This is a genomic window from Castellaniella sp. MT123, from assembly GCF_039614765.1.
In the GTDB taxonomy this organism is placed as follows: Bacteria; Pseudomonadota; Gammaproteobacteria; order Burkholderiales; family Burkholderiaceae_B; genus Castellaniella.
On the sequence record NZ_CP154879.1, the window covers coordinates 1334465 to 1359989 of the forward strand.

Annotated in this window: 18 protein-coding genes; 13 read left to right on the forward strand and 5 right to left on the reverse strand. The window is 64.4% G+C overall.

All coding sequences use genetic code 11. The annotated features are described in order from the left end of the window. Positions 1 to 42: 42 nt before the first annotated feature. Both parC and ABCV34_RS06175 read right to left on the reverse strand, forming a co-directional pair. The gene (gene parC, locus ABCV34_RS06170) at positions 43 to 2361 is read right to left on the reverse strand and encodes a DNA topoisomerase IV subunit A (RefSeq protein ID WP_345798330.1); all 2319 of its coding nucleotides are present in this window, start codon (positions 2359 to 2361) and stop codon (positions 43 to 45) included. A gap of 6 nt (positions 2362 to 2367) precedes the next feature. Continuing rightward, entirely contained in the window at positions 2368 to 4329 is a 1962-nt protein-coding gene (locus ABCV34_RS06175) for a DNA topoisomerase IV subunit B (protein ID WP_345798331.1), read from the reverse strand. Positions 4330 to 4478: 149 nt separating this feature from the next. Here ABCV34_RS06175 and trxA point away from each other — a divergent pair, with 149 nt between their 5' ends. The 3 genes from trxA (at position 4479) to gdhA (ending at position 7507) form a co-directional block, all read left to right on the forward strand. Continuing rightward, a complete protein-coding gene (gene trxA / locus ABCV34_RS06180; protein WP_345798332.1) occupies positions 4479 to 4805 on the forward strand; it encodes a thioredoxin TrxA in 327 nt (108 codons plus the stop codon). 91 nt (positions 4806 to 4896) lie between these two features. Beyond that, on the forward strand, positions 4897 to 6153 hold the full coding sequence (rho, locus tag ABCV34_RS06185) for a transcription termination factor Rho (RefSeq protein WP_345798333.1): 1257 nt from the start codon (positions 4897 to 4899) through the stop codon (positions 6151 to 6153). A gap of 13 nt (positions 6154 to 6166) precedes the next feature. Continuing rightward, a complete protein-coding gene (gene gdhA / locus ABCV34_RS06190) occupies positions 6167 to 7507 on the forward strand; it encodes an NADP-specific glutamate dehydrogenase (protein ID WP_345798334.1) in 1341 nt (446 codons plus the stop codon). A gap of 99 nt (positions 7508 to 7606) precedes the next feature. Here gdhA and ABCV34_RS06195 read toward each other — a convergent pair whose 3' ends face one another. Continuing rightward, positions 7607 to 11233, reverse strand: coding sequence for a YhdP family protein (locus tag ABCV34_RS06195; protein WP_345798335.1), 3627 nt, complete (start codon positions 11231 to 11233; stop codon positions 7607 to 7609). An 80-nt stretch (positions 11234 to 11313) separates the two neighbouring features. On the opposite strand from ABCV34_RS06195, the gene glnE reads away from it, so the two are divergent. Beyond that, positions 11314 to 14079 (forward strand): bifunctional [glutamate--ammonia ligase]-adenylyl-L-tyrosine phosphorylase/[glutamate--ammonia-ligase] adenylyltransferase, encoded by a 2766-nt coding sequence (gene glnE, locus ABCV34_RS06200; RefSeq protein ID WP_345798336.1) that lies wholly within the window; start codon positions 11314 to 11316, stop codon positions 14077 to 14079. Positions 14080 to 14313: 234 nt separating this feature from the next. Here glnE and clpB read toward each other — a convergent pair whose 3' ends face one another. After that, a complete protein-coding gene (clpB, locus tag ABCV34_RS06205; RefSeq protein ID WP_345798337.1) occupies positions 14314 to 16905 on the reverse strand; it encodes an ATP-dependent chaperone ClpB in 2592 nt (863 codons plus the stop codon). Positions 16906 to 17130: 225 nt separating this feature from the next. Between clpB and ABCV34_RS06210 the strand changes: the two genes are divergently transcribed. The 4 genes from ABCV34_RS06210 to ABCV34_RS06225 all read left to right on the forward strand — a co-directional run bounded on the left by ABCV34_RS06210 (position 17131) and on the right by ABCV34_RS06225 (position 19861). Next, a complete protein-coding gene (locus ABCV34_RS06210; protein ID WP_345798338.1) occupies positions 17131 to 18285 on the forward strand; it encodes a cytochrome P450 in 1155 nt (384 codons plus the stop codon). Positions 18286 to 18436: 151 nt separating this feature from the next. Next, complete coding sequence (locus ABCV34_RS06215) at positions 18437 to 19267, forward strand: class II glutamine amidotransferase (RefSeq protein ID WP_345798339.1); 831 nt, start codon at positions 18437 to 18439, stop codon at positions 19265 to 19267. Between the two features lie 57 nt (positions 19268 to 19324). Next, the gene (locus tag ABCV34_RS06220; protein WP_345798340.1) at positions 19325 to 19525 is read left to right on the forward strand and encodes an oxidoreductase-like domain-containing protein; all 201 of its coding nucleotides are present in this window, start codon (positions 19325 to 19327) and stop codon (positions 19523 to 19525) included. A gap of 96 nt (positions 19526 to 19621) precedes the next feature. After that, positions 19622 to 19861: a DUF2249 domain-containing protein gene (locus tag ABCV34_RS06225; RefSeq protein ID WP_345798720.1), complete on the forward strand. Its 240-nt coding sequence runs from the start codon at positions 19622 to 19624 to the stop codon at positions 19859 to 19861. Positions 19862 to 19949: 88 nt separating this feature from the next. Here the strand turns inward: ABCV34_RS06225 and arsC are convergent, their stop codons facing one another. After that, complete coding sequence (gene arsC, locus ABCV34_RS06230; protein WP_345798341.1) at positions 19950 to 20372, reverse strand: arsenate reductase (glutaredoxin); 423 nt, start codon at positions 20370 to 20372, stop codon at positions 19950 to 19952. Positions 20373 to 20562: 190 nt separating this feature from the next. On the opposite strand from arsC, the gene ABCV34_RS06235 reads away from it, so the two are divergent. The 5 genes from ABCV34_RS06235 to ABCV34_RS06255 all read left to right on the forward strand — a co-directional run bounded on the left by ABCV34_RS06235 (position 20563) and on the right by ABCV34_RS06255 (position 25455). Next, a complete protein-coding gene (locus tag ABCV34_RS06235; protein WP_345798342.1) occupies positions 20563 to 21264 on the forward strand; it encodes a GntR family transcriptional regulator in 702 nt (233 codons plus the stop codon). A 196-nt stretch (positions 21265 to 21460) separates the two neighbouring features. Continuing rightward, positions 21461 to 22210, forward strand: a complete 750-nt coding sequence (locus ABCV34_RS06240; protein WP_345798343.1) for a GntR family transcriptional regulator — start codon at positions 21461 to 21463, stop codon at positions 22208 to 22210. Positions 22211 to 22220: 10 nt separating this feature from the next. Beyond that, positions 22221 to 23117: a dihydrodipicolinate synthase family protein gene (locus tag ABCV34_RS06245; protein WP_345798344.1), complete on the forward strand. Its 897-nt coding sequence runs from the start codon at positions 22221 to 22223 to the stop codon at positions 23115 to 23117. A gap of 72 nt (positions 23118 to 23189) precedes the next feature. Further along, complete coding sequence (locus ABCV34_RS06250; protein ID WP_345798345.1) at positions 23190 to 24518, forward strand: FAD-binding oxidoreductase; 1329 nt, start codon at positions 23190 to 23192, stop codon at positions 24516 to 24518. A gap of 85 nt (positions 24519 to 24603) precedes the next feature. Further along, the gene (locus tag ABCV34_RS06255) at positions 24604 to 25455 is read left to right on the forward strand and encodes a glycine betaine ABC transporter substrate-binding protein (RefSeq protein WP_345798346.1); all 852 of its coding nucleotides are present in this window, start codon (positions 24604 to 24606) and stop codon (positions 25453 to 25455) included. The last annotated feature ends 70 nt before the right edge of the window (positions 25456 to 25525 follow it).

Sequence of the window (25525 nt, forward strand, 5' to 3'; positions counted from 1 at the left end):
ATCCCGCAGCCGCAGCCCTGCCCCCGGAAGCCATCACGGCGATCAGGCGCCGTCCGCCAGTCCCGACCACAGGCTGGGCTGCTTGATCTTCACGTCCAGCAACTTGCCCTTGCGGGCGCGGCGCCCGGTGTACGCGGCCAGGTCCTCGGGCGTCAGGGTCAGCGCCGTGTCGCGCGCGCGGTAGACACCGCGCAGCACGACACCCGCCGGCCCGACGCCCGCCCACTGCGCCAGCCGATCGTCGTCATCCAGTCCCATCAGGATGGTGCCGCGTCCACCGCCCGACAGGGTCTTCAGTTCGCCCAGGGCCACCACCAGGAACTTGCCTTTCTTGCTCAGCAACGCCACGGCCTGGTCATCCGGCTTGAGCAGCAGCGGCTTGAGCAAAACGTCCCCCTTGTCGACCGTGACGAACTGCTTGCCCGCATGCTGGCGGGTGGACAAGTCGGCGACCCCGGCCAGAAAGCCGTAACCCGAAGCCACCCCCAGGAGGACACTCTGCCCGGCCTGCCCTACCCACATATGGGCAATGCGGCTGCCGGGTTCCAGCGTCAGCATGGACGTGATCGGCTGCCCGTCGCCGCGCGCCGAGGGCAGACCGGACACCGCCACGCTGTAGGCGCGCCCGGTATTGGACAGGGCCGTGAGTTCCTGAGTGCTGCGGCATTCGACCGCGTCATACAGCGCATCGCCCGCCTTGAAGCCGAACTGCGTGGCGTCGTGACCATGACCCTGGCGCACGCGCAGCCACCCCTTCTGGGACATCACGACGGTCACGGGCTCGTCGACCACCTGGGTTTCCAGCACCGCGCGCTCGGCGGTCTCGATCAATGTGCGGCGATCGTCGCCGTATTGCTTGGCGTCGGCCTCGATCTCGCGGATCATCAGGCGGCGGAACGTGTCGGGATTGTCGAGGAGGTCCTGCAGCGCGCGTTGTTCCTCGCGCTTGCCGGCCAGTTCCTGCTCGATGCGGATGCCTTCCAGCCGGGCCAGTTGCCGCAGACGCATCTCCAGGATGTCGTCGGCCTGGCGTTCGCTCAGGCGGAAGTGTTCCATCAGAGCGGCGCGCGGCTCCTCGGCCTCGCGGATCACGCGGATCACCTCGTCCACGTTGAGATAGACGATGCTGCGCCCTTCCAGGATGTGGATGCGGTCCAGGACCTTGTCGAGCCGGTGGCGCGTGCGCCGGGTGACGGTCTGGGCGCGGAATGCCAGCCAGGACTCCAGGATCTGGCGCAGGCTGCGCTGACCGGGTCGGCCGTCGGTGTCGATGCACACCAGGTTCAACGGCACGTTGCCTTCCAGGCCCGTGCGCACCAGCAGCAGGTTGACGAACTCGTCGCGGTCGATGGTGCGTGACTTGGGCTCGAACACCAGGCGCACCGGTGCCTGCTTGCCCGATTCATCACGCACGGCATCCAGCAGCCCCAGCACCAGCGCACGGTTCTGCTGCTGCTCGGCGCTCAGCGCCTTCTTGCCGGCGCGCGGCTTGGGGTTGGTGAGTTCCTCGATGGTTTCCAGGATCTTCTGCGCCGAAGTGCCCGGCGGCAGCTCGGTGACCACCAGCTGCCACTGGCCGCGCGCCAGATCCCCGAAGTGCCAGCGGGCCCGCGCCTTCAGGGTGCCGCGTCCGCTGGCGTAGATCTGCGCGATCTCGTTGGACGAGGAGATGATCTGGCCGCCGCCGGGAAAATCCGGCCCCGGGATTAGCGTATATAGGTCGGCATCACTCAGGCCAGGTTTGCGTAGCAGGGCCACGCAGGCCTGGGCGATCTCGCGCAGATTGTGCGACGGGATCTCGGTGGCCATCCCGACCGCGATGCCCGACGCCCCGTTGAGCAGCATGACGGGCAGGCGCGCCGGCAGACAGACCGGCTCCTGCTGGCTGCCGTCGTAGTTGGGCACGAAATCGACCGTGCCCTCGTCCAGTTCGTCGAGCAGCAGCCGGGAAAACGGCGTCAGCCGGGCCTCGGTATAGCGCATGGCCGCCGCGTTGTCGCCATCGCGCGAGCCGAAATTGCCCTGCCCGTCGATCAGGGGATAGCGCAGCACGAAGTCCTGCGCCATGCGCACCATGGCGTCATAGGCCGCCTGATCGCCGTGCGGGTGATACTTGCCCAGCACGTCGCCAACGACGCGCGCCGATTTGACCGGGCGCGACTGCGGCCCCAGGCCCATGGCGTCCATCGCATATAGAATGCGCCGCTGCACGGGCTTCTGCCCGTCGGAGATTTCCGGCAGGGCGCGCCCGCGCACCACCGACACCGCATAATCCAGGTAGGCCTGCTCGGCATAACGCGCCAGCACCAGGCTTTCGTCGTCGGCCGTGCTCGCCAGATCCGGCGTATTGCTGTCCATCATTCTTCCTTATATGTCCACGTCGGCCAGATTGCCTTTTTCTTCCAGCCAGACGCGCCGCTGGTTTGCCTCGCCACGCGCCATCAGCATCTCGAACATCCGCTCCGAATCCCGCAGGCCCTCGTCGCCATGCCGCACCTGCGCCAGCCGGCGAGTGTCGGGGTTCAAGGTGGTGTCCCAGAGCTGTTCGGCGTTCATTTCACCCAGCCCCTTGAAGCGGCTGATCCGCCAGGCGTTCTCGCGCAGGCCCTCGCCGCGCAGTTTTTCCTGCACGGCATCGAGTTCCAGCTGATCCAGGCAGTAGACCTTGCGCGCGGGGCGCTTCCCGGCCGCCGGCACATCCACGCGGAACAACGGCGGACGGGCGATGTACACGTGACCGGCCTCGATCAGGCGCGGGAAATGCCGCAAAAAGAGGGTCAGCAGCAGCACCTGGATATGAGAGCCGTCCACGTCGGCATCCGACAAGATGCAGATGCGGCCATAGCGCAAGCCCGACAGGTCCACCTCCTGGCCCACGCCGTGCGGGTCCACCCCGATGGCGACGGAAATATCGTGGATCTCGTTGTTGGCAAACAGCCGGTCGCGCTCGACCTCCCAGGCGTTCAGGATCTTGCCGCGCAGCGGCAGGATGGCCTGGAATTCCTTGTCGCGCCCCATCTTGGCCGACCCTCCAGCGGAATCGCCCTCGACCAGGAAGACCTCGGTGCGGGACGCATCCGAAGATTCACAGTCCGTCAGTTTGCCCGGCAGCACGGCCACGCCGGAGCCCTTGCGCTTCTCGACCTTGCGGGCCGCCCGGGTGCGTGCCTGAGCCTGACCGATGGCCAGTTCCGCCAGCCGTTTGCCGTATTCCACATTGGCGTGCAGCCAGAGTTCCAGCGCGTTGCGCAGGAACCCGCCCACCAGCCGCACGGCGTCGCGGCTGTTCAGGCGCTCCTTGATCTGGCCCTGAAACTGCGGATCCAGCACCTTGGCCGACAGGATGAAACTGGCCCGCGCGAAAACGTCCTCGGGCAGTAGCCGGATCCCCTTGGGCAGCAGATTGTGCAGCTCCGCGAAGGATTTGACGGCGTTGAACAGCCCTTCCCGCAGGCCGGATTCGTGCGTGCCGCCCGCCGGCGTGGCGATCAGGTTCACGTAGGATTCCCGCACCACGGATCCTTCGTCGGTCCAGGCGACGACCCACTGGGCGCCCTCGCCCGCTGCGTACTGCTCGTCATCGTCGCCCGCATACTGCTGGCCTTCGAACATCGGCACCAATGTCGGGGTATCGCCCAGGGCCTCGGCCAGATAGCCCTTCAGGCCGGATTCATAGTGCCATTCGCGCTGCTGGCCGGATTTTTCCAGCGCCAGGGTCACCCGCGTACCGGGCAGCAGCACCGCCTTGCTGCGCAGGGCATGTTCCAGATCGCCCAGCGGCACCTGGGCTTGGTCGAAATACCGGACGTCCGGCCAGACCCGCACGCGGGTGCCCGAACGCCGCTTGCCGACCGACCCCACCTGGGACAGTGGTTCGACCACCGTCCCGTCGGCAAAGACGATGCGCCATTCGCCACCGTCGCGCCAGACGGTGACTTCCAGCCGGGTGGACAGCGCGTTGGTGACCGACACCCCCACGCCGTGCAGACCACCGGAAAACGCATAGGCGCCGCCATCGGCCTTGTTGAACTTGCCTCCCGCATGCAATCGTGTAAAGACCAGCTCCACCACGGGCGCATGTTCTTCGGGGTGCTCGCCTACCGGGATGCCCCGGCCGTCATCTTCGACCGACAGGCTGCCGTCGGCGTGCACGGCCACGGCGATGCGGCTGCCAAAGCCGGCCAGCGCCTCGTCGGCGGCGTTGTCGATGACCTCCTGGATGATGTGCAAGGGGTTATCGGTGCGCGTGTACATGCCCGGTCGCTGGCGCACGGGCTCCAGCCCTTTCAGGACGCGGATCGATGACTCGTCATAGCGTGCAGTGTTCACTGGGTGTCCGTCGTTGACATTCGAAAAGGCCACCATTTTACGAAGATAATGGTATGCTTAGGGCCATCGGGTCCAAAGCGCCACTGCTGCGCGACAATCATCATTGGGCCCTGTTCCCTTTCCCGTCTTTGCGCACATAACCGCACATCATGAGTGACTCCATCAAGCACGTAAGCGATGCGTCCTTCCAATCCGACGTGCTCCAATCCGATCTGCCCGTTCTCGTCGATTACTGGGCCGAATGGTGCGGGCCCTGCAAAATGGTCGCCCCGCTACTCGACGAAGCCGCCGCCAAATACCAGGGCCGCGTCACCATCGCCAAACTGAATGTCGACGACAATCCCAACAGCGCCGCCAAATACGGCATCCGCGGGATCCCCACCCTGATGCTGTTCAAGGACGGCAAGATCGCCTCGACCAAGGTCGGCGCATTGTCCCGCGCCCAGCTTCAGGCCTTCCTCGACGAATCCCTCTGACCTTTTTCAATCATCTACCCGGATGATGATCGCGCGGGCCCGACTCCGGGCCCGCTCATGATCCGACGGTTCTCTCTTCTCTTTCTTTCCCATGCACCTGAACGAACTCAAAGCGCTGCACGTTTCGCAGCTGCTCGACATGGCCGCCGGTCTCGAGATCGACAATGCCAGTCGGCTGCGCAAACAGGAACTGATGTTTGCCATCATGAAGCGGCGCGCCAAACAGGGCGAACAGGTCTTCGGCGACGGCGTCCTGGAAGTCCTGCCGGACGGATTCGGTTTTCTGCGCTCGCCGGAAACGTCCTACCTGGCCAGCACCGACGACATCTATATTTCCCCCTCGCAGATCCGCCGCTTCAATCTGCACACCGGCGATTCGATCGAGGGCGAAGTCCGCACCCCGAAAGATGGCGAGCGCTATTTTGCCCTGGTGAAGGTCGACACGGTCAACGGCATGCAGCCGGAAGCGATCAAGCACCGGATCATGTTCGAGAACCTCACGCCGCTGCACCCCGACGTGCCGATGGTGTTGGAACGCGACATCAAGAGCAAGGAAAACATCACCGGGCGCATCATGGATATCTTCGCGCCCATCGGCAAAGGCCAGCGCGCCCTGATCGTGGCCAGCCCGAAATCGGGCAAGACCGTGATGATGCAGCATATTGCCCACGCCATCACCGCAAACTACCCCGATGCGGTGATGATCGTCATGCTGGTTGACGAGCGCCCCGAGGAAGTCACCGAGATGCAGCGCACCGTGCGCGGCGAGGTCGTCGCCTCCACGTTCGACGAACCCGCGACACGACATGTGCAAGTCGCGGAAATGGTTATCGAGAAGGCCAAGCGCCTGGTTGAGTTAAAAAAGGATGTTGTCATTCTGCTGGATTCGATCACCCGCTTGGCACGCGCCTATAACACCGTGGTGCCAGCGTCGGGCAAGGTCCTGACCGGCGGCGTGGACGCCAACGCGCTGCAGCGCCCGAAGCGTTTTTTCGGCGCGGCACGCAACCTCGAGGAAGGCGGTTCGCTGACGATCATCGGCACGGCCCTGATCGAAACCGGCAGCCGGATGGACGAGGTGATTTACGAAGAATTCAAGGGCACCGGCAATTCCGAAGTGCACCTCGAACGGCGATTGGCCGAAAAGCGCATCTACCCGGCCATCAACCTGAACAAATCCGGCACGCGTCGCGAAGAGCTCCTGATCAAACCCGAACTTCTACAGAAGGTCTGGGTGCTACGCAAGTTCATCCATGACATGGATGAGGTCGAAGCCATGGAATTCATCCTGGATAAAATCCGGGCTACCAAAAACAATGCCGAATTTTTTGACATGATGAAGAAATAAGCGAGCATCTTTCATGAGTCTTCCTTCCGTCGAACAGTTTCTCAGCCAGCTGCAGGCACGCGACCCGCACCAGCCCGAATTCATGCAGGCTGTCAAAGAAGTCATGCACAGTCTCTGGCCCTTCATCCAGAAGAATCCGCGCTACGCCAGCCAGGCTCTGCTCGAACGCATCGTCGAACCGGAACGCGCCTTCCAGTTCCGCATCTGCTGGATGGACGACACGGGACACACCCGCGTCAATCGTGGTTTTCGCATCCAGCACAGTTCGGCCATCGGCCCCTACAAAGGCGGCATGCGCTTCCACCCTTCGGTGAACCTGTCGATCCTGAAGTTCCTGGCCTTCGAACAAACCTTCAAGAACGCGCTGACCACCCTGCCCATGGGCGGCGGCAAGGGCGGGTCCGACTTCGACCCCAAGGGCAAATCCGATGCCGAAGTCATGCGCTTCTGCCAGGCGCTGATCATTGAACTCTATCGTCACCTGGGCCCGGACACCGACGTGCCCGCCGGCGACATCGGCGTGGGTGCCCGCGAAGTCGGTTTCATGGCCGGCATGATGAAAAAATTGTCCAACCAGGGCGCCTGCGTCTTCACCGGCAAGGGCCTGTCCTTCGGCGGCAGCCTGATCCGGCCGGAAGCCACCGGCTACGGCGCGGTGTACTTCGCCGAGGAAATGCTCAAGCACGCGGGCCAGTCCCTCGACGGCTACACGGTCTCCGTCTCGGGCTCGGGCAACGTCGCCCAATACACCATCGAGAAATGCATGCAGCTCGGCGCCCGCGTGATCACGGTCTCCGACTCGCACGGCTGCGTCGTCGATCCGGCCGGCTTCACCCCGGAAAAGCTCGCCGCCCTGATCGAACTGAAGAACGAAAAGCGCGGCCGCGTGGAAGAATACGCCCGGCAGTTCGGCCTGACCTACGAGGCCGGCAAGCGCCCCTGGCACGTGCCGGTAGACGTGGCCCTGCCCTGCGCCACGCAAAACGAACTGGAAATCGAAGACGCCCGCACTCTGATCGCCAATGGCGTGCGCTGCGTGGCCGAAGGCGCCAACATGCCGTCCACCATCGAAGCCGCCGAGGCCTTCATCGCGGCGGGCGTGCTGTATGCCCCGGGCAAGGCCAGCAATGCGGGCGGCGTGGCCGTCTCCGGCCTGGAAATGAGCCAGAACGCCCAACGGTTGCACTGGACGCGCGACGAGGTCGATGCCAAGCTGCACGCCATCATGCGCGACATCCACCAGAACTGCGTGCATCACGGCAGCGAAGCCGGAAAGGTCAATTACCTGAACGGCGCCAACATCGCCGGCTTCGTCAAGGTCGCCGACGCCATGCTGGCCCAAGGGGTGTACTGACATGCCTCACCCACAGATGTCGAAGCATCCGTGAAAAAAGCTCCTTCGGGAGCTTTTTTCATACCTGCCCGCGTCAGGAAACGGGATTCACGAGACCGGCTAATTCGATACGGCGGCCTTTGCCGACGGCGCCGGTTGTTCGGCCGAAGCCACCGGCACGTCCGTGATTCTGGGATCGTCCCAGGTGCCGGTGATCCGGTAGCGCACCGTCATGGCCTTGGCCAGCGGTGTCTTCAGCAGCCATTGGGTGACGAAGGCACCCAGCCCGATCAACGGGTTGACGGCGATCCCCGCCGCAATCGCCGCGCCGCTGACGTCCAGATTGGGCACCATGACCGCCTGCAGGTTCAAGGTCTTGTCCAGGATGTTGGTGCGGCCTTCGAGCAGAATCGTGCCCACCGGCCCGATCACCTTGTAATCGTGCGCCTGGATCACGCCCTGGTTCAAGCTGAGCATGCCGCGCAGCTGATCGAATGGGAAACCATCCTTCGGTAGACCGGTCAGCCCCTGTCCCAGGTGATTCAGCCGCGTGATCGACTGCAAGGACAGAAACTCCAGCAACTTGGCCGTCTGCGAGCCCAGCTTCAGGAAACGCCCCTTGTCCAGCGAAATTTCCAGTTTTCCCCGCAAATCGGCCTTGTCGTGACGCCAGGGTAGATCATGCCATTCGAAGTCCCCCTTGAGCGTCCCCTGCCCGCCCGCGAGCACACCGGGCAGGCCAGCGTGCGACAGCCAGGTCCCGAGATCCTGCGCCGTCGCCGTCGCCTTGAGTGTCAGGCCTCGGCCCGGCCCACGCAAGCGCCAGGTACCGGTACCCCGCAGGCGGGCATCCTCGTCGCCGATCCGCAAATGGCTCAATAGCCAGACATGGTTCGCACTGTCGCGGGAGCCTTCCAGGGCCAGCGCGCCAACCGGGTGTCCGTACAGACGCAATTCGTCCGCCTGCAGGACGATGCCCGGGATCTCCAGGTCGTCGTCGAACGCGGCATCCTGGTCCACTTCGGCTTCGGGCAGCAGGGATTGGGTATCCCGGGAATCATCGCCCAGGCTCAGGCGCGCGAAGCGGCCCGACATGCGGCCCGTCACCCGGCCGTCCTGTTCCTGCCATTTCAGCGTACCGGTCGTCTGCTCGGAGCGCAGATTCATGGACCACTGTTCTTCCTGGGTGCGTGTCACCCGCATCACGGCATGGTCCAGACGGGTGCCCAGCAGGCGCAACTGGTCCGCCTGGACGCTGAGCAGCGACAGATCCGGCCATAGCGGCCGGCTGGCCGATCGCCCGGCCGGCGCGCGCCCGCGCCGCGGAATGGAAAACTCGTCGACGATCCGGTTCCAGATATCCAGATCGAACAGGGGATAGGCCAGCGTCACGCGCAGCCCGGCCCCATCCGCGTCGGGCGCCTGCCCCATCCCGATGGCGGCTCGCTGAAAATAGGATCCGGCGCGGACCTGACGCTGATGGCGCAACCCCAGGACCACGAAATCGCCATAGCGGATATCGAGCGTATCGGACTGCGGATCGGCATCCGACCAACGCACCTGCAACTTGCGCGGCTGTGGGGCGGGCTTGGACAACGGCGCGGGGAAATCCAGCGCAAGCCCCTGGGTATCCGAATCCAGGGTGAGGTTGTAGGCCTTTCCCTGCTGCGCCAGCTGGGCCTGGTAGTCCAGCGTACCCGTGATCCGCCGCATGCCCGGCACGCCGACGAAGGCGGCCAGTGCCTGAGCTGTCATCCGCCCGTGAAAGGACAGGCCCGTCGCGTGCTTGCCGCCCAACGCGCCCTGCGCCTGAAGCGCTCCCCCCAGCAACTGTGCGTGCAGCGCCTGGACGATCCGCACCCCTTGTTCGCTGAAATGCAGGCTGCCCCGGATATCCTGGAATGCCGGGGCCTGGGGCAGAAACTGCAAGCGCCCCTGCTGCAGATCGACGCGGCCCTGCACTTGCGCATCCTCGGCATGCAGCAAGGGGATTGTCAGGGACAGCGGCACTTGCCAATCACCGGCGGCGCTGGCCTCATCGAAGACACCGTCCAGCATGCGGCCGATGGGCGTGTGCCGGATCAGGGCCATATAGGTACCGCCATCGGCCTCGGTCTGGCCCGACACCTGCAGTGTGGCTTCATGCTCCAGATCGGGGATGCGGGCCTGCAGCCCGCCCAGCCGGATCACCTGTCCGGCCAGAGGTTCCATCCGCGCCGTACTGGCCGTCAGACGCAGGTCCATCCGGTGCAGGTCGGCCGTTCCGGTGACGCCCTGCAGCAGAGGCCACGACCGGCCTTTCGGAGCATCCGGCACGAACTCGATGCGGGCATCCTGAAAATCCCCCCAGACGCGGAAATCGCCAGCCTGTGGCTGTTCGCCGAACGGGAAGCGGTCCAGGTCACCCTGCAAAAGCCAGTGCCCATTGGACAGCGTGCCCGCTTGCAGACCCTTGGCCAGCCAGTGGCGGGCATCCGCATCGACTTCGCGCGGCAGATAGCGGTAAATCGCATTCAATTGCGCCTGGGCGATCGTGCCCTGAAAATCGGCCTGTCCTGCGTCTCCCCCGCCGGCATCCCAGCGCCCCGCACCCCGCATGCTGATGTCCGCATTGCGCCAATCCAGCTGGTCGAGCGTCAGGGACCAATGTCCGGCATGGCTCACCTTGCCGCGCACAGCCACGGCACCGAATGCCAGGGGCTCGTCGAACCACTGCGGCTGGCGCAGTTGCGTATCCTGCAGACGGACGTCGAAGGCCAGGCCCTCTGTCATGGACGTCCCCAGCGACAACCCTTGCCATTGGCTCAGGCGGCCTTGCGCCCAGATTTCGGCGCGGGGCACCTGGAGGCTTTCCTGGTCGTCCGGCGCCCAGCGCAGGGCCTCGAACCCCAGCAGCATGGTCAGCCGCGGCGAGTCCTTGGCCGCCTGCATCCAGGCCTGTGCATCCAGCCGTCCCTGTTGCAAGGCATCCGGCAGGTCGATCCAGGCACGCCAGGCACGTGCACTGGCCCCGGAAACCCGCAACCATCCTTGCCAGTCCTGCGGCTGCAGCCCCTGCACCAGCCGGGCCGCGTCACCCACCCGCACGCGCAGGTCCAGCCGGGCATCCTCGGCGGCAGGCGCGCGCGCCGAGAGCGACAGGCCCAGACCATCCGGTCCCTGGCGACGCAGCACGGCATCGACGTCCTTGAGCACGAGCTCGGGCGCCCCGCGCCGCTGATCCCGCCAGCGCAGCGTGGTGTCGTGAAAAGCGATCAGCGGCTGAGCCAGCACCCATTGCAGCCAGCCCGGCATGGCTTCCTGGCGGGTGGAATCGCCCGGGTCCAGGTTCTGTCCCAGGAAGTCGATGCTGCCGTCGGGCCGCCGGTCCAGGGTCAGATCCATCTGCCGGACCCACAGGCGCAGTGCGCCCTGGCGCCCCGGCAGCAGCGCGGCCCAGTTCAATCGTGCGCGCACGACGGGCACGGCCAGCAGCGCATGACCGTCGGGAGCGGACACGCGTACGTCGCTGACGTCGAACTGTGGATCCCAACCCCGCCAGGAAACCTGGATCGGCCCCAGGGCAACCGGAACGCCCAAGGCCTGCGACAGTCGATCGGCGATCCACGGACGCCAGTCGTCCAGATGCGGCAGGACGACGTAGCGCGCCGCCAGCAGCGCGCCGCCCAGCCCGAAATACAGGCAGACGATCAGAACGAGGGCGCGACGCCCCCAGTTGCGGGAAAGCCTTGAAATGAATTGGCGCATGCCAGGTTTTGCAGTATGTTAAAGCCCCCTGCAAGCCCGGCTGCGCCGGGCTCAGTCCCATCGAACCGCTGGCAGATCCGATGTCTCGAGCCATTATATTAGAGCCCGCCTTGCAATGGTCCGGCGCCCTGCGGCGCTACCTGCTGGCCCATCCCGACGCGCGGGACGGCCTGCTGGAAGACGCCGCCGAGCCGCTGACACGCAAGACACTGAATGCATGGTACGCGCAGACGATCGCCGGTCTGGCTGGCCAGCCACCCGACCGCCCCGCCCTGCAGCGCGCCCTGCGCCGCCTGCGGCAACGGGTGTTCCACACCCTGATGGTGCGCGACATCGCCGGCCAGGCGCCGCTGCATGAGGTGGTGGCGGCCATGTCGGCCCTGGCCGATCTGGCCGTGGGGCAGGCCTACGCCTGTGCCATGCGCACACTGACAGAGGTCCATGGCATTCCGCGCCATCCCGAGACCGGGGCTCCTCAGGACATGCTGATTCTGGGCATGGGCAAGCTGGGCGGCAAGGAACTGAACGTATCCTCGGACATCGACCTCATCATGCTGTACGACGAGGAAGGCGAAACCGACGGGCGCCGGCCCATCAGCCATCACGAGTTCTACGGCAAGGTCTGCCGTCTGATGATGCCCATCCTGTCCGAACTGGACGCCGACGGCTACGTCTTTCGCACCGACCTGCGCCTGCGCCCCGACGGCGACAGCGGACCGCTGGCCTGGAGCCTGGCCGCGCTGGAAACCTACCTGGTCGCCCAGGGGCGCGAGTGGGAGCGGTACGCCTGGCTGAAGGCGCGCCTGATCCACTGTCCGCTGTTCGACGAAGCGGTGTTCATCAGCCAGGCGCAAGCACTGGAATCGCTACGCCGGCCATTTGTCTATCGCAAATATTTCGATTTCGACGCCCTGGCGGCCCTGCGCGGCCTGCGCGAACGCATCCGCATGGACTGGCAGCGCCGCGCCCAGGCTCGTCACGGGGTGGATACCCGGCACAACATTAAACTAGGCGACGGCGGGATCCGGGAGATCGAATTCGTCATCCAGCTGAACCAGCTGATCCGTGGCGGACGGCAGCCTTCCCTGCAGCAGCGCAACCTGCTGGCGGCCCTGCACAAGCAGCACCGCGCCGGGATCCTGGACGACACTCAGGCCGGCGGGCTGGAAGCCGCGTACGGCTTTCTGCGCCGGGTCGAACACCTGCTGCAATACCGCGAGGATGAACAGACCCATCTGCTGCCCCGCGACCCGACCGGCATGGCCGCCCTGGCCCAGGCCATGGGATACCCGGACATGGCCAGTTTCCAGGCGACGCTGGAACGGCACCGCGCCTACGTGTCCCAATGCTTCCAGGATGCGTTCCGGATCGCCGGCATGGGCGGGGACTCGGCCGACGACGAAGAATCCCCCGCTGCCGACACACCACCCGCCACGCTGTCCGACGAGCAGGCGAACGATATGCGCACGCACATCGACAGCCTGCTGGACAGCCACCGCATCCAGGGGCTGTCGCGCACCAGCCAGGAACGTCTGCGGGCCCTGCTGCCCGGCCTGATGCGGGCGGCAACCCTGACCGACGATCCCCCCGCCACCCTGCTGCGGCTACTGAACCTGGTCGAACACATCGCCCAGCGCAGCGCCTATCTGGCCCTGCTGGCCGAATATCCGGAAACCCTGGCGCGGGTCGCCCGGATCGTGAGCGCCAGCCCCTGGGCCTCGCAGTACCTGACCCGCTACCCGCTGCTGCTCGACAGCCTGATCGAATGGCGCAGCCTGATGCAGGCCCCGGATTTTCCCGCGCTGGCCGAACAGCTGCGCAGCGACCTGGACGCCTGCGTCCTGCCCGACGGCCAGCCCGACGTCGAGCAGCAGATGAACCTGATGCGCGACGTCCAGCATCAGGTCACGTTCCAGCTGCTGGCGCAGGACCTGGAACACGTGATCAGCGTCGAGAGCCTGGCTGATCACCTGTCGGCGCTGGCCGATCTGATGCTGGCCGAAGCAATCCGCCGGGTCTGGCCGCAGGTGCTGCCGCCGGATCGCCGCGCCAACCCGGGACACCCGCGCTTCGCGATCATTGCCTACGGCAAGCTGGGCGGCAAGGAAATCGGCTACGCCTCGGACCTGGATCTGGTGTTCCTGTATGACGATCCCGATCAGGATGCCAGTGAACGCTATGCGAAGCTGGGCCGGCGGGTCGCTTCCTGGCTGTCCACCCTGACGTCGTCCGGCCGGCTGTACGAGATCGACCTGCGTCTGCGGCCCGATGGCGATGCCGGCCTGCTGGCACTGCCCATCGATGCCTTTGAACACTATCAGCTGAACCAGGCCTGGCCCTGGGAACACCAGGCACTGACCCGCGCCCGCTACGTCGCCGGGGATGCCGCCATCGGGGCCCGCTTCGAGGACATCCGCCGGCATATCCTGCTGCTGCCACGCGACCCGGAGGCCCTGCGCCGCGAGGTCCGGTCCATGCGCGACAAGATATCCCAGGGTCACCCGAACCGCAGCGGCGACTTCGATCTGAAGCATGACCGCGGCGGGATGGTGGACATCGAGTTCATCACCCAGTTCCTGGTGCTCAGTCAGTCTCGGGCCCACCCGGAACTGCTGGGCAACCTGGGCAACATCGCCTTGCTGGGGCTGGCCGCCCGGGCGGGCCTGATCCCCGGCCCCCTGGCCACCGAAGTTGCCAATGCCTATCGCACGCTCCGCGCACGTCAGCACGTCTTGCGGCTGCAGGGGGCGGAAAAGGCGCGCGTCCCGCAGACGGAACTCGTGCATGAACGCGAGGTGGTGGGGCGGTTGTGGGGGTTGGTGCTGGAAGGGGGAGATCAGGGCTGAGGCTTTGGTTTCCGGAGAACCTCATCGTCGTGGCCAGCCCTCCGGGGCGCCGGTCGCATCTTGGCGGCTTCGCCGAATATGGGGTGGTGAGCTCCAACAGCGCCCCGGAGGGCTGGCCACGACGATTGACGCAAGAACAGACACCAGATAGCCCCGACGAAAAAACCGAGGCGCCGCGCCCAGGGGAGCGGCGCCGTCAGGATCGCTGTCAAGTACGATAGCGACGAGGACCGATCACTGCAACGTCCGCTCGAAGACGAACTTCTCGCCGTCCCAATCCACCGGGACCACATCGCGCGGACCGAACTCGCCTTCCAGGATCAGCCGGGCGACCGGGTTTTCCACGTACTGCTGGATGGCGCGTTTCAGCGGCCGCGCGCCAAAGACCGGATCGTACCCCACCCGGGCCAGTTCCTTGACCGCCGCATCGGTGACTTCCAGCCGCATTTCCTGCTGAGCCAGGCGTTCGGCCAGGCGCTTGATCTGGATACGGGCGATCGGCTCGATGTGGCTGGAATCCAGACCATGGAAAACCACGATTTCGTCGATCCGGTTCAGGAATTCCGGCCGGAAGGCGGTCTTCAGTTCGTCCCGGATGACCTCTTTGACGACCTCATAAGGCTGGTCTGCCATGTTCTGGATATGCTGCGAACCAATGTTCGAGGTCATGATGACCACCGTGTTGCGAAAGTCCACGGTACGCCCCTGACCATCGGTCAGCCGTCCATCGTCGAGCACCTGCAGAAGCACGTTGAATACATCCGGATGCGCCTTCTCAACCTCGTCGAGCAGGATCACGCTGTAGGGCTTGCGCCGCACGGCCTCGGTCAGGTAGCCGCCTTCCTCGTAGCCCACATACCCCGGAGGCGCGCCGATCAGGCGGGCCACCGAGTGCTTTTCCATGAATTCGCTCATGTCGATGCGCACCAGGTGGTTGTCCGAATCGAACAGGAAGCGCGCCAGCGCCTTGGTGAGTTCGGTCTTGCCCACGCCGGTCGGCCCCAGGAACAGGAAGGACCCATAGGGCCGGCTCGGGTCGGCCAGGCCTGCGCGCGACCGGCGGATGGCCTCGGACACCAGGCGCACTGCCTCGTCCTGGCCCACGACACGTTCGTGCAGCACCGCTTCCATGCCCAGCAGCTTGGCGCGCTCGCCTTGCATCATGCGCGAGACCGGAATCCCGGTGGCCCGTGACACGACCTCGGCGATCTCCTCGGCCCCCACCTGGGTGCGCAAGAGGCGCGGCTTGCCGGATTCCGCATCCTTGGGTGCGGCTTCGGCGGTCTTCAGTCTGGCTTCGAGTTCCGGCAGGCGGCCGTACTGCAGCTCGGCCAGTTTGTCGTACTGCCCCTTGCGCTGCAGTTCCGCCATCTCGGCGCGAACCTGGTCGATTTCTTCCTTGACCGCTTGCGAACCCTGGACAACGGCCTTCTCGGCCTTCCAGACTTCTTCGTAGTCGTTGTATTCCCGCTGCAGGGATTCGAGTTCCTCCTCGATGACCTTCAGGCGGCGTTCCGACGCTTCGTCCGTGTCCTTGCGCACGGCCTCGCGTTCGATCTTCAGTTGGATGATGCGCCGATCCAGCTTGTCCATGACTTCCGGCTTGGAGTCGATTTCCATGCGGATGCGCGCCGCCGCCTCGTCGATGAGGTCGATGGCCTTGTCCGGCAGGAAGCGGTCCGTGATGTAGCGATGCGACAGTTCCGCCGCCGCGACGATGGCCGGATCAGTGATCTGCACCCCATGGTGCAGTTCATAGCGTTCCTGCAGTCCGCGCAGGATGGCAATGGTCGATTCCACATTGGGCTCGTCCACCAGCACCTTCTGGAAGCGGCGTTCCAGGGCGGCGTCCTTTTCGATGTACTGGCGGTATTCGTCCAGGGTGGTCGCGCCCACGCAGTGCAGCTCGCCGCGCGACAGCGCCGGTTTGAGCATATTGCCGGCATCCATGGCACCTTCGGCCTTGCCGGCGCCCACCATGGTGTGCAGTTCGTCGATGAAGACGATGGTCTGGCCGGAATCCTGGGACAGTTCCTTCAGGACGGATTTCAGGCGTTCCTCGAATTCGCCGCGATACTTCGCGCCCGCCAGCAGGCCCGCCAGATCCAGCGCCAGAATACGCTTGCCCTTCAGGGTTTCGGGGACTTCGCCGTTGACGATGCGCTGGGCCAGGCCTTCGACGATGGCGGTCTTGCCCACGCCCGGCTCGCCGATCAGCACCGGATTGTTTTTGGTGCGGCGCTGCAGGATCTGGATGGTGCGACGGATCTCGTCATCGCGTCCGATCACCGGGTCCAGCTTGCCTTCGCGCGCCCGGGCGGTCAGATCCAGGGTGTATTTTTTCAGCGCCTGGCGGTTGTCCTCGTCCTCGGCACCCGAGACGGTCGCGCCGCCCCGGACTGCCTCGATCGCGGTTTCCAGCGCCTTGCGCTGGAGGCCGGCGTCGCGCAGCGCGCGACCGACCTCGCCCTTGTCGTCGGCCAGTGCCAGCAGATAGAGCTCGCTGGCGATGTAGGTGTCGCCGCGCTGACCGGCTTCCTTGTCGGTGCGCGCCAGGGCGGCCTGTAAATCGCGCCCCGCCTGGACGTTGTCCTCGCCGCCTTGAACAATGGGAATGGCCTTCAGCTGGCGGTCCAGTTCGGTCTGCAGCCGGGGCACCGCCACACCCGCGCGCGCCAGCAGACTGGACGATCCACTGTCGGAATCGGCCAGCAGCGCCAGCAGCAGGTGGACGTTTTCGATGTAGGGATGATCGTGACGCACCGCGAGGCTCTGGGCATCGGCGAGTGCCTGCTGAAATTTCGTCGTCAGTTTGTCGAATCGCATGGGTGGAACCCTTCATGGGGAGGGGGCTCTGCGCCCCGATATGCCGTATATGCGGTTGGTTGGCGGGTTTTCAAGACACTGCCCCAGGACGCCGTGATTGAGAAAAATCAAATACGGACCAGATAAAACCTGGATCTGGCGGCATGGGACCTCAACCAGGGTTTACCCGGTGCTACAGTTGGACGAACCTCAACGAGGTCGTGTCCCCACTGCCGAAGAACCGCCATGACATCACACCAGGACTGGGACCCCCGCGCCCCCGAAGTCCTTGCCGATCCCATCGCCGCCTACGACCACATGCGCAGGCGCTGCCCGGTGGCACACAGCGACTATCTGCACCACTCGGTCTTCCGCCACGCCGATGTCATGCGTATTTTGATGGATCCGCAGACCTTCAGCAGCCAGGCGTCGCGTTACGTCTCGGTGCCCAACAGTATGGATCCGCCGGAGCACACCGCCTACCGCGCCCTGATCGAACCCTACTTCGGCCCCGATCGCATGGTCGAATTCGAGCCCACCTGCCGCCGCATCTGCGCCGAGCTGGTCTCGGCCCTGCCGCGCAACAGCAGCACGGAAATCATGTTCGGCCTAGCGCATCCCTTTGCGCTGCGCATGCAGTGCGCCTTTCTCGGCTGGCCCGACAGCATGCACGAACCGCTGTTGCAGTGGATCCACAAAAAGAACGTGGCCACGCTATCCGGCGATTCGCACGCGATCGCCGCCGTCGCCATGGAATTCGACGAAACCATCCGCGACCTCCTCAAGGCCCGCCGACGGGCCGGCGACCAGGCGCCGGACGATGTGACGACCCGGCTGATGCACGAGACCGTCAATGGCAATCCGCTGGCGGAGGAAGAGATTGTCAGCATCCTGCGCAACTGGACGGTCGGCGAGCTGGGCACCATGGCCTCCAGTGTCGGCATCATCGCCAACTATCTCGCCAATCACCCAGACCTGCAGGACCGCCTGCGGCGCGACCCCGACCTGGTCAGGCCGGCCAACGACGAAATTCTGCGCATCCACGCGCCGCTGATCGCCAACCGCCGCACGCCGACTTGCCCTGTCCGGGTGGGCGGCACTCAGGTCCAGCCTGGGGAGCGCCTGACCCTGATCTGGGCCTCCGCCAACCGCGACGAGACCGTCTTCGGCGACCCGGACGAATTCCGGCTGGATCGCGATCCGTCGTTGAACCTGCTCTACGGGGCCGGCATCCATGCGTGTCCGGGTGCTCCGCTGGCCCGGCTGGAACTGGAAGCCATGATCCAGGCCCTGCTGGCGGACACCCGGCGGCTGGAACCCAGCGACGAACACCCCCCCATGCCGGCCATCTACCCGGCCAGCGGCTACCGACAGGCCATCCTGATGCTGCGGCACGACTGAAACAGCGGGTTCGTGGCGGGGATCGGACATCCGCATGAGCACATAAGAAATTCTCATACCCCTCGCGGCAATACGCCGTGAGGGGAGACTACAATTCAAGCATGAATCATTCGGGACGGAGATCGCCCCGGCCTTCCGCTTGAGGCCTGCCATGTGTCAGTTATTGGGCATGAATTGCGCCACGCCCACCGACATCACGTTTTCGTTCACGGGGTTCGCCGCGCGCGGCGGCGAAACGGACCACCATGCCGACGGCTTCGGCATCGCTTTCTATGAAAATCGCGGTTCCCGGTGTTTCCTGGACAATGCCCCCTGCTGCCAGTCGCCCGTGGCCGAACTCATCAAACATTACCCGATCAAGTCGCGCAACGTCATCGCCCACATCCGCAAGGCCACCCAGGGCGCACTGGAACTGGAGAACTGCCACCCGTTCGTGCGCGAGCTCTGGGGACGCCACTGGCTGTTCGCCCACAACGGCGACCTGAAGTCCTTCGACCCCACGCTACGCGGCGATTACCTGCCCATCGGCCAGACCGACAGCGAACGCGCCTTCTGCGTCATGATGGAGGGGTTAAAGGCGCGTTTCGGCTCGCGGGAACCCGACGACCAGGCGCTGTTCACGGCCGTGGCCGAGATGACCTCCGACCTGACCCGCCACGGCGTATTCAATTTTCTGCTGTCCAACGGGCACTGCCTGCTCGCCCATTGTTCCACCAGTCTGTTCTACATCGTGCGCGCCTGGCCGTTCCAGATCGCCCACCTGGTGGATACGGACGTGTCCGTGGATTTCTCCCGCGTGAACGCGCGCGGCGACTGCGTCTCGGTCATCACCACCCGGCCCTTGACCGACAACGAGACCTGGACGCCATTGCAAACAGGCGAACTGATGATGTTCGTCGACGGCCGCCCCCAGTCCAGCCAGCGGATCGAGATCCCGCAGGACGTCCAGCGCAGCAACCAGGAAAATCTGGCCTGTATCTGAACCCCCGTGACGGCGGGACCGCCGGCCGGTCCGGACCGGCTGACCTATGATGATGCAATGACCGATACCACCACGAACGACGACTCGCGCCCGGACGAACCTGTCGAGCCCGATCTGAACGAATGCTGCGGCAACGGCTGCACACCCTGTGTGTTCGACACCTACGCCGAAGCGAAACGCGCCTGGCAACAGGCTGTGAAGGAATGGGAACAACGGCATCCGGACGCCATCCATTCCGGACAACCTCATTTGCCATAGGGTTCCCACCCGGTTTTCGGAAGGCTCGTTTCTATAATCGGAGTCTCCGACTCATCTTTTCAGGACATCTCTACCGTGGCTTCCGACGCTATCCCCATGTTTGCCGAAAACACGTATCCGTTCGACGCCCGCGGCGTGGCCAAACGCTTCCGCCATGCGGCGATTTTTGGCGCCCTGTCGGCCCTGCAACCGGGCGAGACCATGCGCTTCTGCAACGATCACGACCCGCTGCCGCTGCTGCAGCAACTGAAAGGCCATTTCGGCGAAAACATCGAATTCGAATACCTGGCCCGCAACCCCGGCGAGATCGTCATCGATTTTCATATCGTGCCCTGATCGCCGATCGTGGACAGCGATCTCATCAAAAGCCACTCTGCGGAGTGGCTTTTTTCATGTCCCATCCCATGACTGCGGGGACGAGGCATCAGAGACGGCGACCCTCGGGGCCGACGACGGGTTCGCCGTCTTCTTTGCTGAATGCGCCGCGCTGCGCCTGGGGCAGAATCTCCAGCACGATTTCCGATGGGCGGCACAGACGCGTGCCCAGCGGCGTGGCCACGATGGGCCGGTTGATCAGGATCGGGTGCTCAAGCATGAAGCCGATCAACTGATCGTCGGTCCATTTCGGATCCGCCAGACCGAGCTCGGCATAGGGCGTGCCCTTCTCGCGCAATAGCGCGCGCACCGGCATGCCCATCGCCGCGACCAGCGCCGTCAGCGTGGCGCGGTCGGGCGGCGTCTTCAGATACTCGATGACCACCGGCTCTTCGCCGCTGTTGCGGATCATGGCGAGTACGTTGCGCGACGTGCCGCAAGCCGGATTGTGATAGATCGTGATGTCGCTCATGGTCGGGGTCCAGTCATCGTGATGAAGGCCAGATTATTGCACTGTCAGGCAACATCAAAAACCGCGGTATACGACGACGCGCGGCGAGTCCGGATTGGATCCAGCTTACAATGACCGCCCAACATCCATTCAACACATCCGGATGCATGCTCTGGCGGCAACCGCCACTACCAACCACCGGATACCCGACATGACTCAGGCGAAATTCGCGAAGAACGCCAAGGCGCAGCTGTTCGAAGATCTCAAGCGCCAGATCCTGACGATGGAACTGGGCCCAGACGAGGATCTGGACGAGGTTGCCCTGTGCGAACGCTACGGCCTCTCGCGCACTCCCGTACGCGAGATCTTCCGCCGCCTGAGCGGCGAGGGCTACGTGGATATCCGCGAGAATCGCAGTCCCCGCGTCTCGCCGATGAATCACTCGACGCTGCGGCACTTCTTTCTGGTGGCACCGATGATCTACGCAGCGGTGGGCCGACTGGCGGTGCGACATTTCACTGCCCACCAATTGGCCGACCTGAAGGAAACCCAGGCGCAGCTTCGCCAGGCGAGCCTGGCTGGAGACGTCCAGGCCATGGTCCTGAAGAACAACCGCTTTCATGAAATCATGGGCGAGATGTCCGGCAACGTGTACCTGCAGACCAGCTTGAACCGCCTGCTGATCGATCACGCGCGTATCGGCCGCACCTTTTACCAGCCGCACGATCAAGACACGGCCAGGCGCAGCGAGACATCCATCGACCACCACGACCAATTCATCGATGCGCTGATCGCTCGCGACGAAGAGGCCATCGTGCGGCTGTCCTACGAGCACATGGAACTCTCGCGCGAACATATGGAACTGTTCATCATGCCGCCGGGGCTGAAACCGGAACCGCCGCAGTCGCTCTGACCCTTCCGGCCTGACCCTTCCGGCCGGCCCCCGCCGGACCAGGCCGCTCTCCTTCGCTCTCGCACCGCCCTCCCGCCCTTGCCGGGAGCTCGCAGCCGTGCTGTTACGCCCAATAAAAAATGTATTCCCAAAAAATCCATTTCTAACTATAATTGAATACAAATCGAATACAACATAAATACACACGAGACAAACCATGAGCAACACCAAGCTCAGGGCTTTGGAGTCCTCGGCAGCGCCAGGAAAAGGTCACAATAAATCCAGGCTCTACGAAGATCTCAAGCACCAGATCCTCACCTTGCAGCTGGCTCCCGACGAAGACCTGGACGAGCTCAGCCTGTGCGAGCACTACGGTCTGTCCCGCACCCCGGTGCGCGAGGTCTTCCGCCGCCTGGGCGGCGAGGGCTACGTGGACATCCGCGAGAATCGCGGCGCGCGCGTCTCGCCGATGAATCACTCGACATTGAGGCACTTCTTCCTGGCTGCGCCAATGATCTATGCCGCGATCGGCCGCCTGGCGGCACATCATTTCACGCCAGCCCAGCTCGCCCGACTCAGGAATACCCAGGCACAGTTCCGGCAGGCCTGTGCGGCGGGTGACGTGACCGCCACAGTCCTGTGCAACAACCAGTTCCACGAAATCATCGGCGAAATGTCGGGGAATATTTACCTGCAGGCGAGCCTGAACCGCTTACTGGTCGACCATGCCCGCATCGGCCACACGTTTTACCAGTCACACGGCGCCAGCGAATCCAAGCGCCAGGAACTAGCCCTCTCGCAGCACGATCAATTCATCGACGCCATTGCATCCCGCGACGAAGAAGCGATTGTCCAGATCACCTTCGCGCATTGGGAACTGTCGCGCCAGAACATGGAAATGTTCATCACACCTGCCGGGCTCATCCCGGATACGCCGCACAAAGATGCGGAAACCCTGTCGATATAGGAGTCATCGCATGTTCGAAGGCATCTACACCCCGCTCATCACCCCCCACAACGCCGACGGTGGCATCAACAAGGCGGCGTTCGCCGAACTGATCGAATCGCTGATCGACGCCGGCGTGCACGGCCTCGTCGTCGCCGGGTCGACCGGCGAATACTACGCACAGACCACGCAGGAACGGATCGATCTGGCCGCCTACGCCAAGCAAGTCATCGGCACCCGTGTGCCGCTGGTGGTCGGCACGGGCGCCACGCGCACCGAGGAATCCATCGAATACGCCCTGGCCGCCCGGACCCTGGGCGCCGACGCGATCCTGGTGGGCTCCCCCCCCTACGCCCTGCCCCTGGAATCGGAAAACGCCGACCACGCACTGGCCATCGACCGGGCTGCGGATCTGCCCATCATGCTCTACAACTATCCGGGCCGCATGGGCGTGCACATGGGCCGCGACTACCTGACCCGTGTCAGCCAGTCGAAGAACGTCAAAGCGATCAAGGAAAGCTCGGGCGATGTCAACCGCATCCACCTGCTGACCCAGGAATTCCCGCAGATCGAGATGTCCTGCGGCTGGGACGACCTGGCGCTGGAATTCTTCGCCTGGGGCGCACAAAGCTGGGTCTGCGCGGGGTCCAACTTTCTGGCGCGCGAACACGTGGCCCTGTACCAGGCCTGCGTACTGGAAAACGACTTCAACAAGGGCCGCAAGATCATGGGCGCCATGATGCCCTTCATGAACTTCCTGGATGCGGGAAAATTTGTGCAGTCGATCAAATACGGCTGTGAATTGAACGGTCTGGCGGCCGGTCCGGCGCGGGCGCCGCTCCAGGCGCTGGACGAAGCAGAAAAAGCCCGCTTCCAAGCCATCGTCGCCGAACTCAGACACAACGTCGCCGATATCATCGGAGCATGACATGAGGAGCTCACGCCCGGTCCTGTCCGGACCATCGAGCACGATCCCATCCATCCCACTGAATAAAACGCAATGAGTCAAACCACGATTCGCCAGCCCACCGAAACCGGCCTGTCGGGCTGGGCGGCCCTTGCCCCCCGGCGGTTTCCCGCCCGCGCCCTCGAAGGGGCTCAGTCAGCCGACTGGCTGATCATCGGCGCCGGCTTCGGGGGCCTGTCGGCTGCGCGACGACTGCGCCAATTGCGCCCCGAGGACAAGATCATCGTACTCGACGCCCAGGAGATCGCCATCGGCGCCTCCGGGCGCAACTCCGGCTTCATGATCGACGTGCCCCACAACCTGACGTCCGGCAATTATTCCGTCGGCGGCGCGGACTCCAGTCTCCTGGAAATCCGCCAGAACCGCATGGCCATCGCCTTCGCCGCCGAGGTCGCACGGGAATACCGTATGCCGGCCACAACCTTCGACCCCTCGGGCAAGATCAACGCGGCCGCCACGGAACGAGGCCTGAAGCTGAACCTCGGCTTCGCCGATTCGTTGCAGCAGATCGGGGAACCCAGCGAGACCCTGGACGCCGTCCAGATGCGCGAAATCACCGGCACCGACTACTACCTGGGGGGCGTCCATACCCCGGGCGCGGTGATGATCCAGCCAGCCGATTACATCCGGCGACTCGCCGAAGGCCTGGCAGGCGAGACCGACCTGTTCGAGCACTCGCCTGTGCTGTCGCTCGCCCGCAAGGGCCCAGTCTGGGAAGCGGTCTCGACCCGGGGCACCGTCCAGGCTCCCCGCGTCATCCTGGCCGTCAACGGCCACATCGAAAGCTTCGGCCACTTCCGGCACCGCCTGATCCATGTCTACACCTACGCATCCATGACGGCCGCCTTTCCGGCCGGCGCAGCCGGTGTCGACCGCTGGGCCCTGCTGCCCGCCGATCCCATGGGGGCCACACTGCGCAAGATCACCCACGACGGGCAGTCGCGCATCGTGGTCCGGACGCACTTCACCTACAACCCGGACATCCGGGTTTCCGAACAGCAAGTCGCGAAAATCGCTGCCCAGGAACGGCGATCCTTCGACGCACGATTCCCCGCACTGAAAAACATCCCCATGGAATTCAGCTGGGCGGGCGCGCTGTGCCTGAGCACGAACCATGCGCCCGCCTTTGGGGAAATCGAGCCGGGGCTTTATTCCGCCTGTTGCGAGAACGGACTGGGCACGGTCAAAAGCACCCTGGCCGGCATGATGGCCGCGGAACTGGCCACCGGCACGGACAGCGAACCTCTGCGGCAGTTCCAACAGCAACCGCCGCCGTCCCGTCTGCCGCCTCAGCCGATCGCCTGGCTGGGTATCCAATCCGTCATTCGATGGCACCAATTGCGTGCCGGCCGGGAGGGCTGACCTCCCACCGACGCAAGCGCCCGGAACGGCCCCCGATCCGGGCACCGAAGTAAACCGAGAACACAACGACATCAGGAGACAACACATGAAACTGCTCAAGAAACTGCTCTGCGCCGCCGTCATGACCGGCGCCATGGCCTCTTCCGCCTACGCGGCCAAAGGCACCATCAACATGGGAACAATGTCCTGGGAAGACCTGACTCCCATCACCTACGTCACCAAGAACATCCTGGAAAAGGCCGGCTACGACGTCAAGGTGACCGAATTCTCCGAGATCGGCATTGCTTACGCCGCGCTCGTCAAAGGCGACGTGCAGTTCATGGCTTCGCAAATCGATTATGCGGCCCAGGACTACTGGAGCCGCAACAAGAGCCGGTTGGAAAAACTGTCCCCCGTGTCCTTCGGGCTGTACCAGGCGGTTGCCGTCCCCAAATACGTGACGATCGACTCCATGAAGCAACTCAATGAAAACGCCAGCAAGTTCGGCGACAAGATCGTCGGCATCGAACCCGGCTCCGGGCTCATGCGCGACGCCGCCTCGGCCGTCAAGGCCTATGACCTGAAGCTCAAGCTGGTCGACGGCAGCACGGCCGGCATGACCGCCGCCTTGAAGTCCGCCGTGGACCGCAAGGAGTGGATCGCCGTGACGCTGTGGGAACCGACCTGGATGATGGTCAAGTACGATATGAAGTTCCTGAAGGATCCCAAGAACGTCTTCCCCGGCCCCCAGGCCTACTACTGGATCGGCAAGAAGGGCTTCGCCGAGGCCAACCCCGAAGTGCGTGAAATCCTGGCAGGCATCTACCTGCCCCTGAGCGCCATTGCCGACATCAACGTCGGCATGAATGACGGTCAGACCGTGCAACAAGCCAGCAAGGCCTGGATCGCCAAGAACGCCGATCTCGTCAAGCGCTGGGAAAACATCAAGAAGTATTGATCATCCCCGGACTCCGGCATCGCACCGCAAGGCCGGAGTCCTGGCAGAGAAGCCACCTGCGCACACGCTG

What these genes read in the sequence shown, in the direction of transcription:
- ABCV34_RS06250 (WP_345798345.1), top strand. Translation starts at nt 23,190, where the DNA reads ATGAGTCAAACCACGATTCGCCAGCCCACCGAAACCGGCCTGTCGGGC.
- ABCV34_RS06195 (WP_345798335.1), bottom strand. Translation starts at nt 11,233, where the DNA reads ATGCGCCAATTCATTTCAAGGCTTTCCCGCAACTGGGGGCGTCGCGCC.
- ABCV34_RS06235 (WP_345798342.1), top strand. Translation starts at nt 20,563, where the DNA reads ATGACTCAGGCGAAATTCGCGAAGAACGCCAAGGCGCAGCTGTTCGAA.
- ABCV34_RS06220 (WP_345798340.1), top strand. Translation starts at nt 19,325, where the DNA reads ATGACCGATACCACCACGAACGACGACTCGCGCCCGGACGAACCTGTC.
- clpB (WP_345798337.1), bottom strand. Translation starts at nt 16,905, where the DNA reads ATGCGATTCGACAAACTGACGACGAAATTTCAGCAGGCACTCGCCGAT.
- ABCV34_RS06240 (WP_345798343.1), top strand. Translation starts at nt 21,461, where the DNA reads ATGAGCAACACCAAGCTCAGGGCTTTGGAGTCCTCGGCAGCGCCAGGA.
- ABCV34_RS06210 (WP_345798338.1), top strand. Translation starts at nt 17,131, where the DNA reads ATGACATCACACCAGGACTGGGACCCCCGCGCCCCCGAAGTCCTTGCC.
- ABCV34_RS06215 (WP_345798339.1), top strand. Translation starts at nt 18,437, where the DNA reads ATGTGTCAGTTATTGGGCATGAATTGCGCCACGCCCACCGACATCACG.
- gdhA (WP_345798334.1), top strand. Translation starts at nt 6,167, where the DNA reads ATGAGTCTTCCTTCCGTCGAACAGTTTCTCAGCCAGCTGCAGGCACGC.
- glnE (WP_345798336.1), top strand. Translation starts at nt 11,314, where the DNA reads ATGTCTCGAGCCATTATATTAGAGCCCGCCTTGCAATGGTCCGGCGCC.
- ABCV34_RS06255 (WP_345798346.1), top strand. Translation starts at nt 24,604, where the DNA reads ATGAAACTGCTCAAGAAACTGCTCTGCGCCGCCGTCATGACCGGCGCC.
- parC (WP_345798330.1), bottom strand. Translation starts at nt 2,361, where the DNA reads ATGATGGACAGCAATACGCCGGATCTGGCGAGCACGGCCGACGACGAA.
- rho (WP_345798333.1), top strand. Translation starts at nt 4,897, where the DNA reads ATGCACCTGAACGAACTCAAAGCGCTGCACGTTTCGCAGCTGCTCGAC.
- arsC (WP_345798341.1), bottom strand. Translation starts at nt 20,372, where the DNA reads ATGAGCGACATCACGATCTATCACAATCCGGCTTGCGGCACGTCGCGC.
- ABCV34_RS06245 (WP_345798344.1), top strand. Translation starts at nt 22,221, where the DNA reads ATGTTCGAAGGCATCTACACCCCGCTCATCACCCCCCACAACGCCGAC.
- trxA (WP_345798332.1), top strand. Translation starts at nt 4,479, where the DNA reads ATGAGTGACTCCATCAAGCACGTAAGCGATGCGTCCTTCCAATCCGAC.
- ABCV34_RS06225 (WP_345798720.1), top strand. Translation starts at nt 19,622, where the DNA reads ATGTTTGCCGAAAACACGTATCCGTTCGACGCCCGCGGCGTGGCCAAA.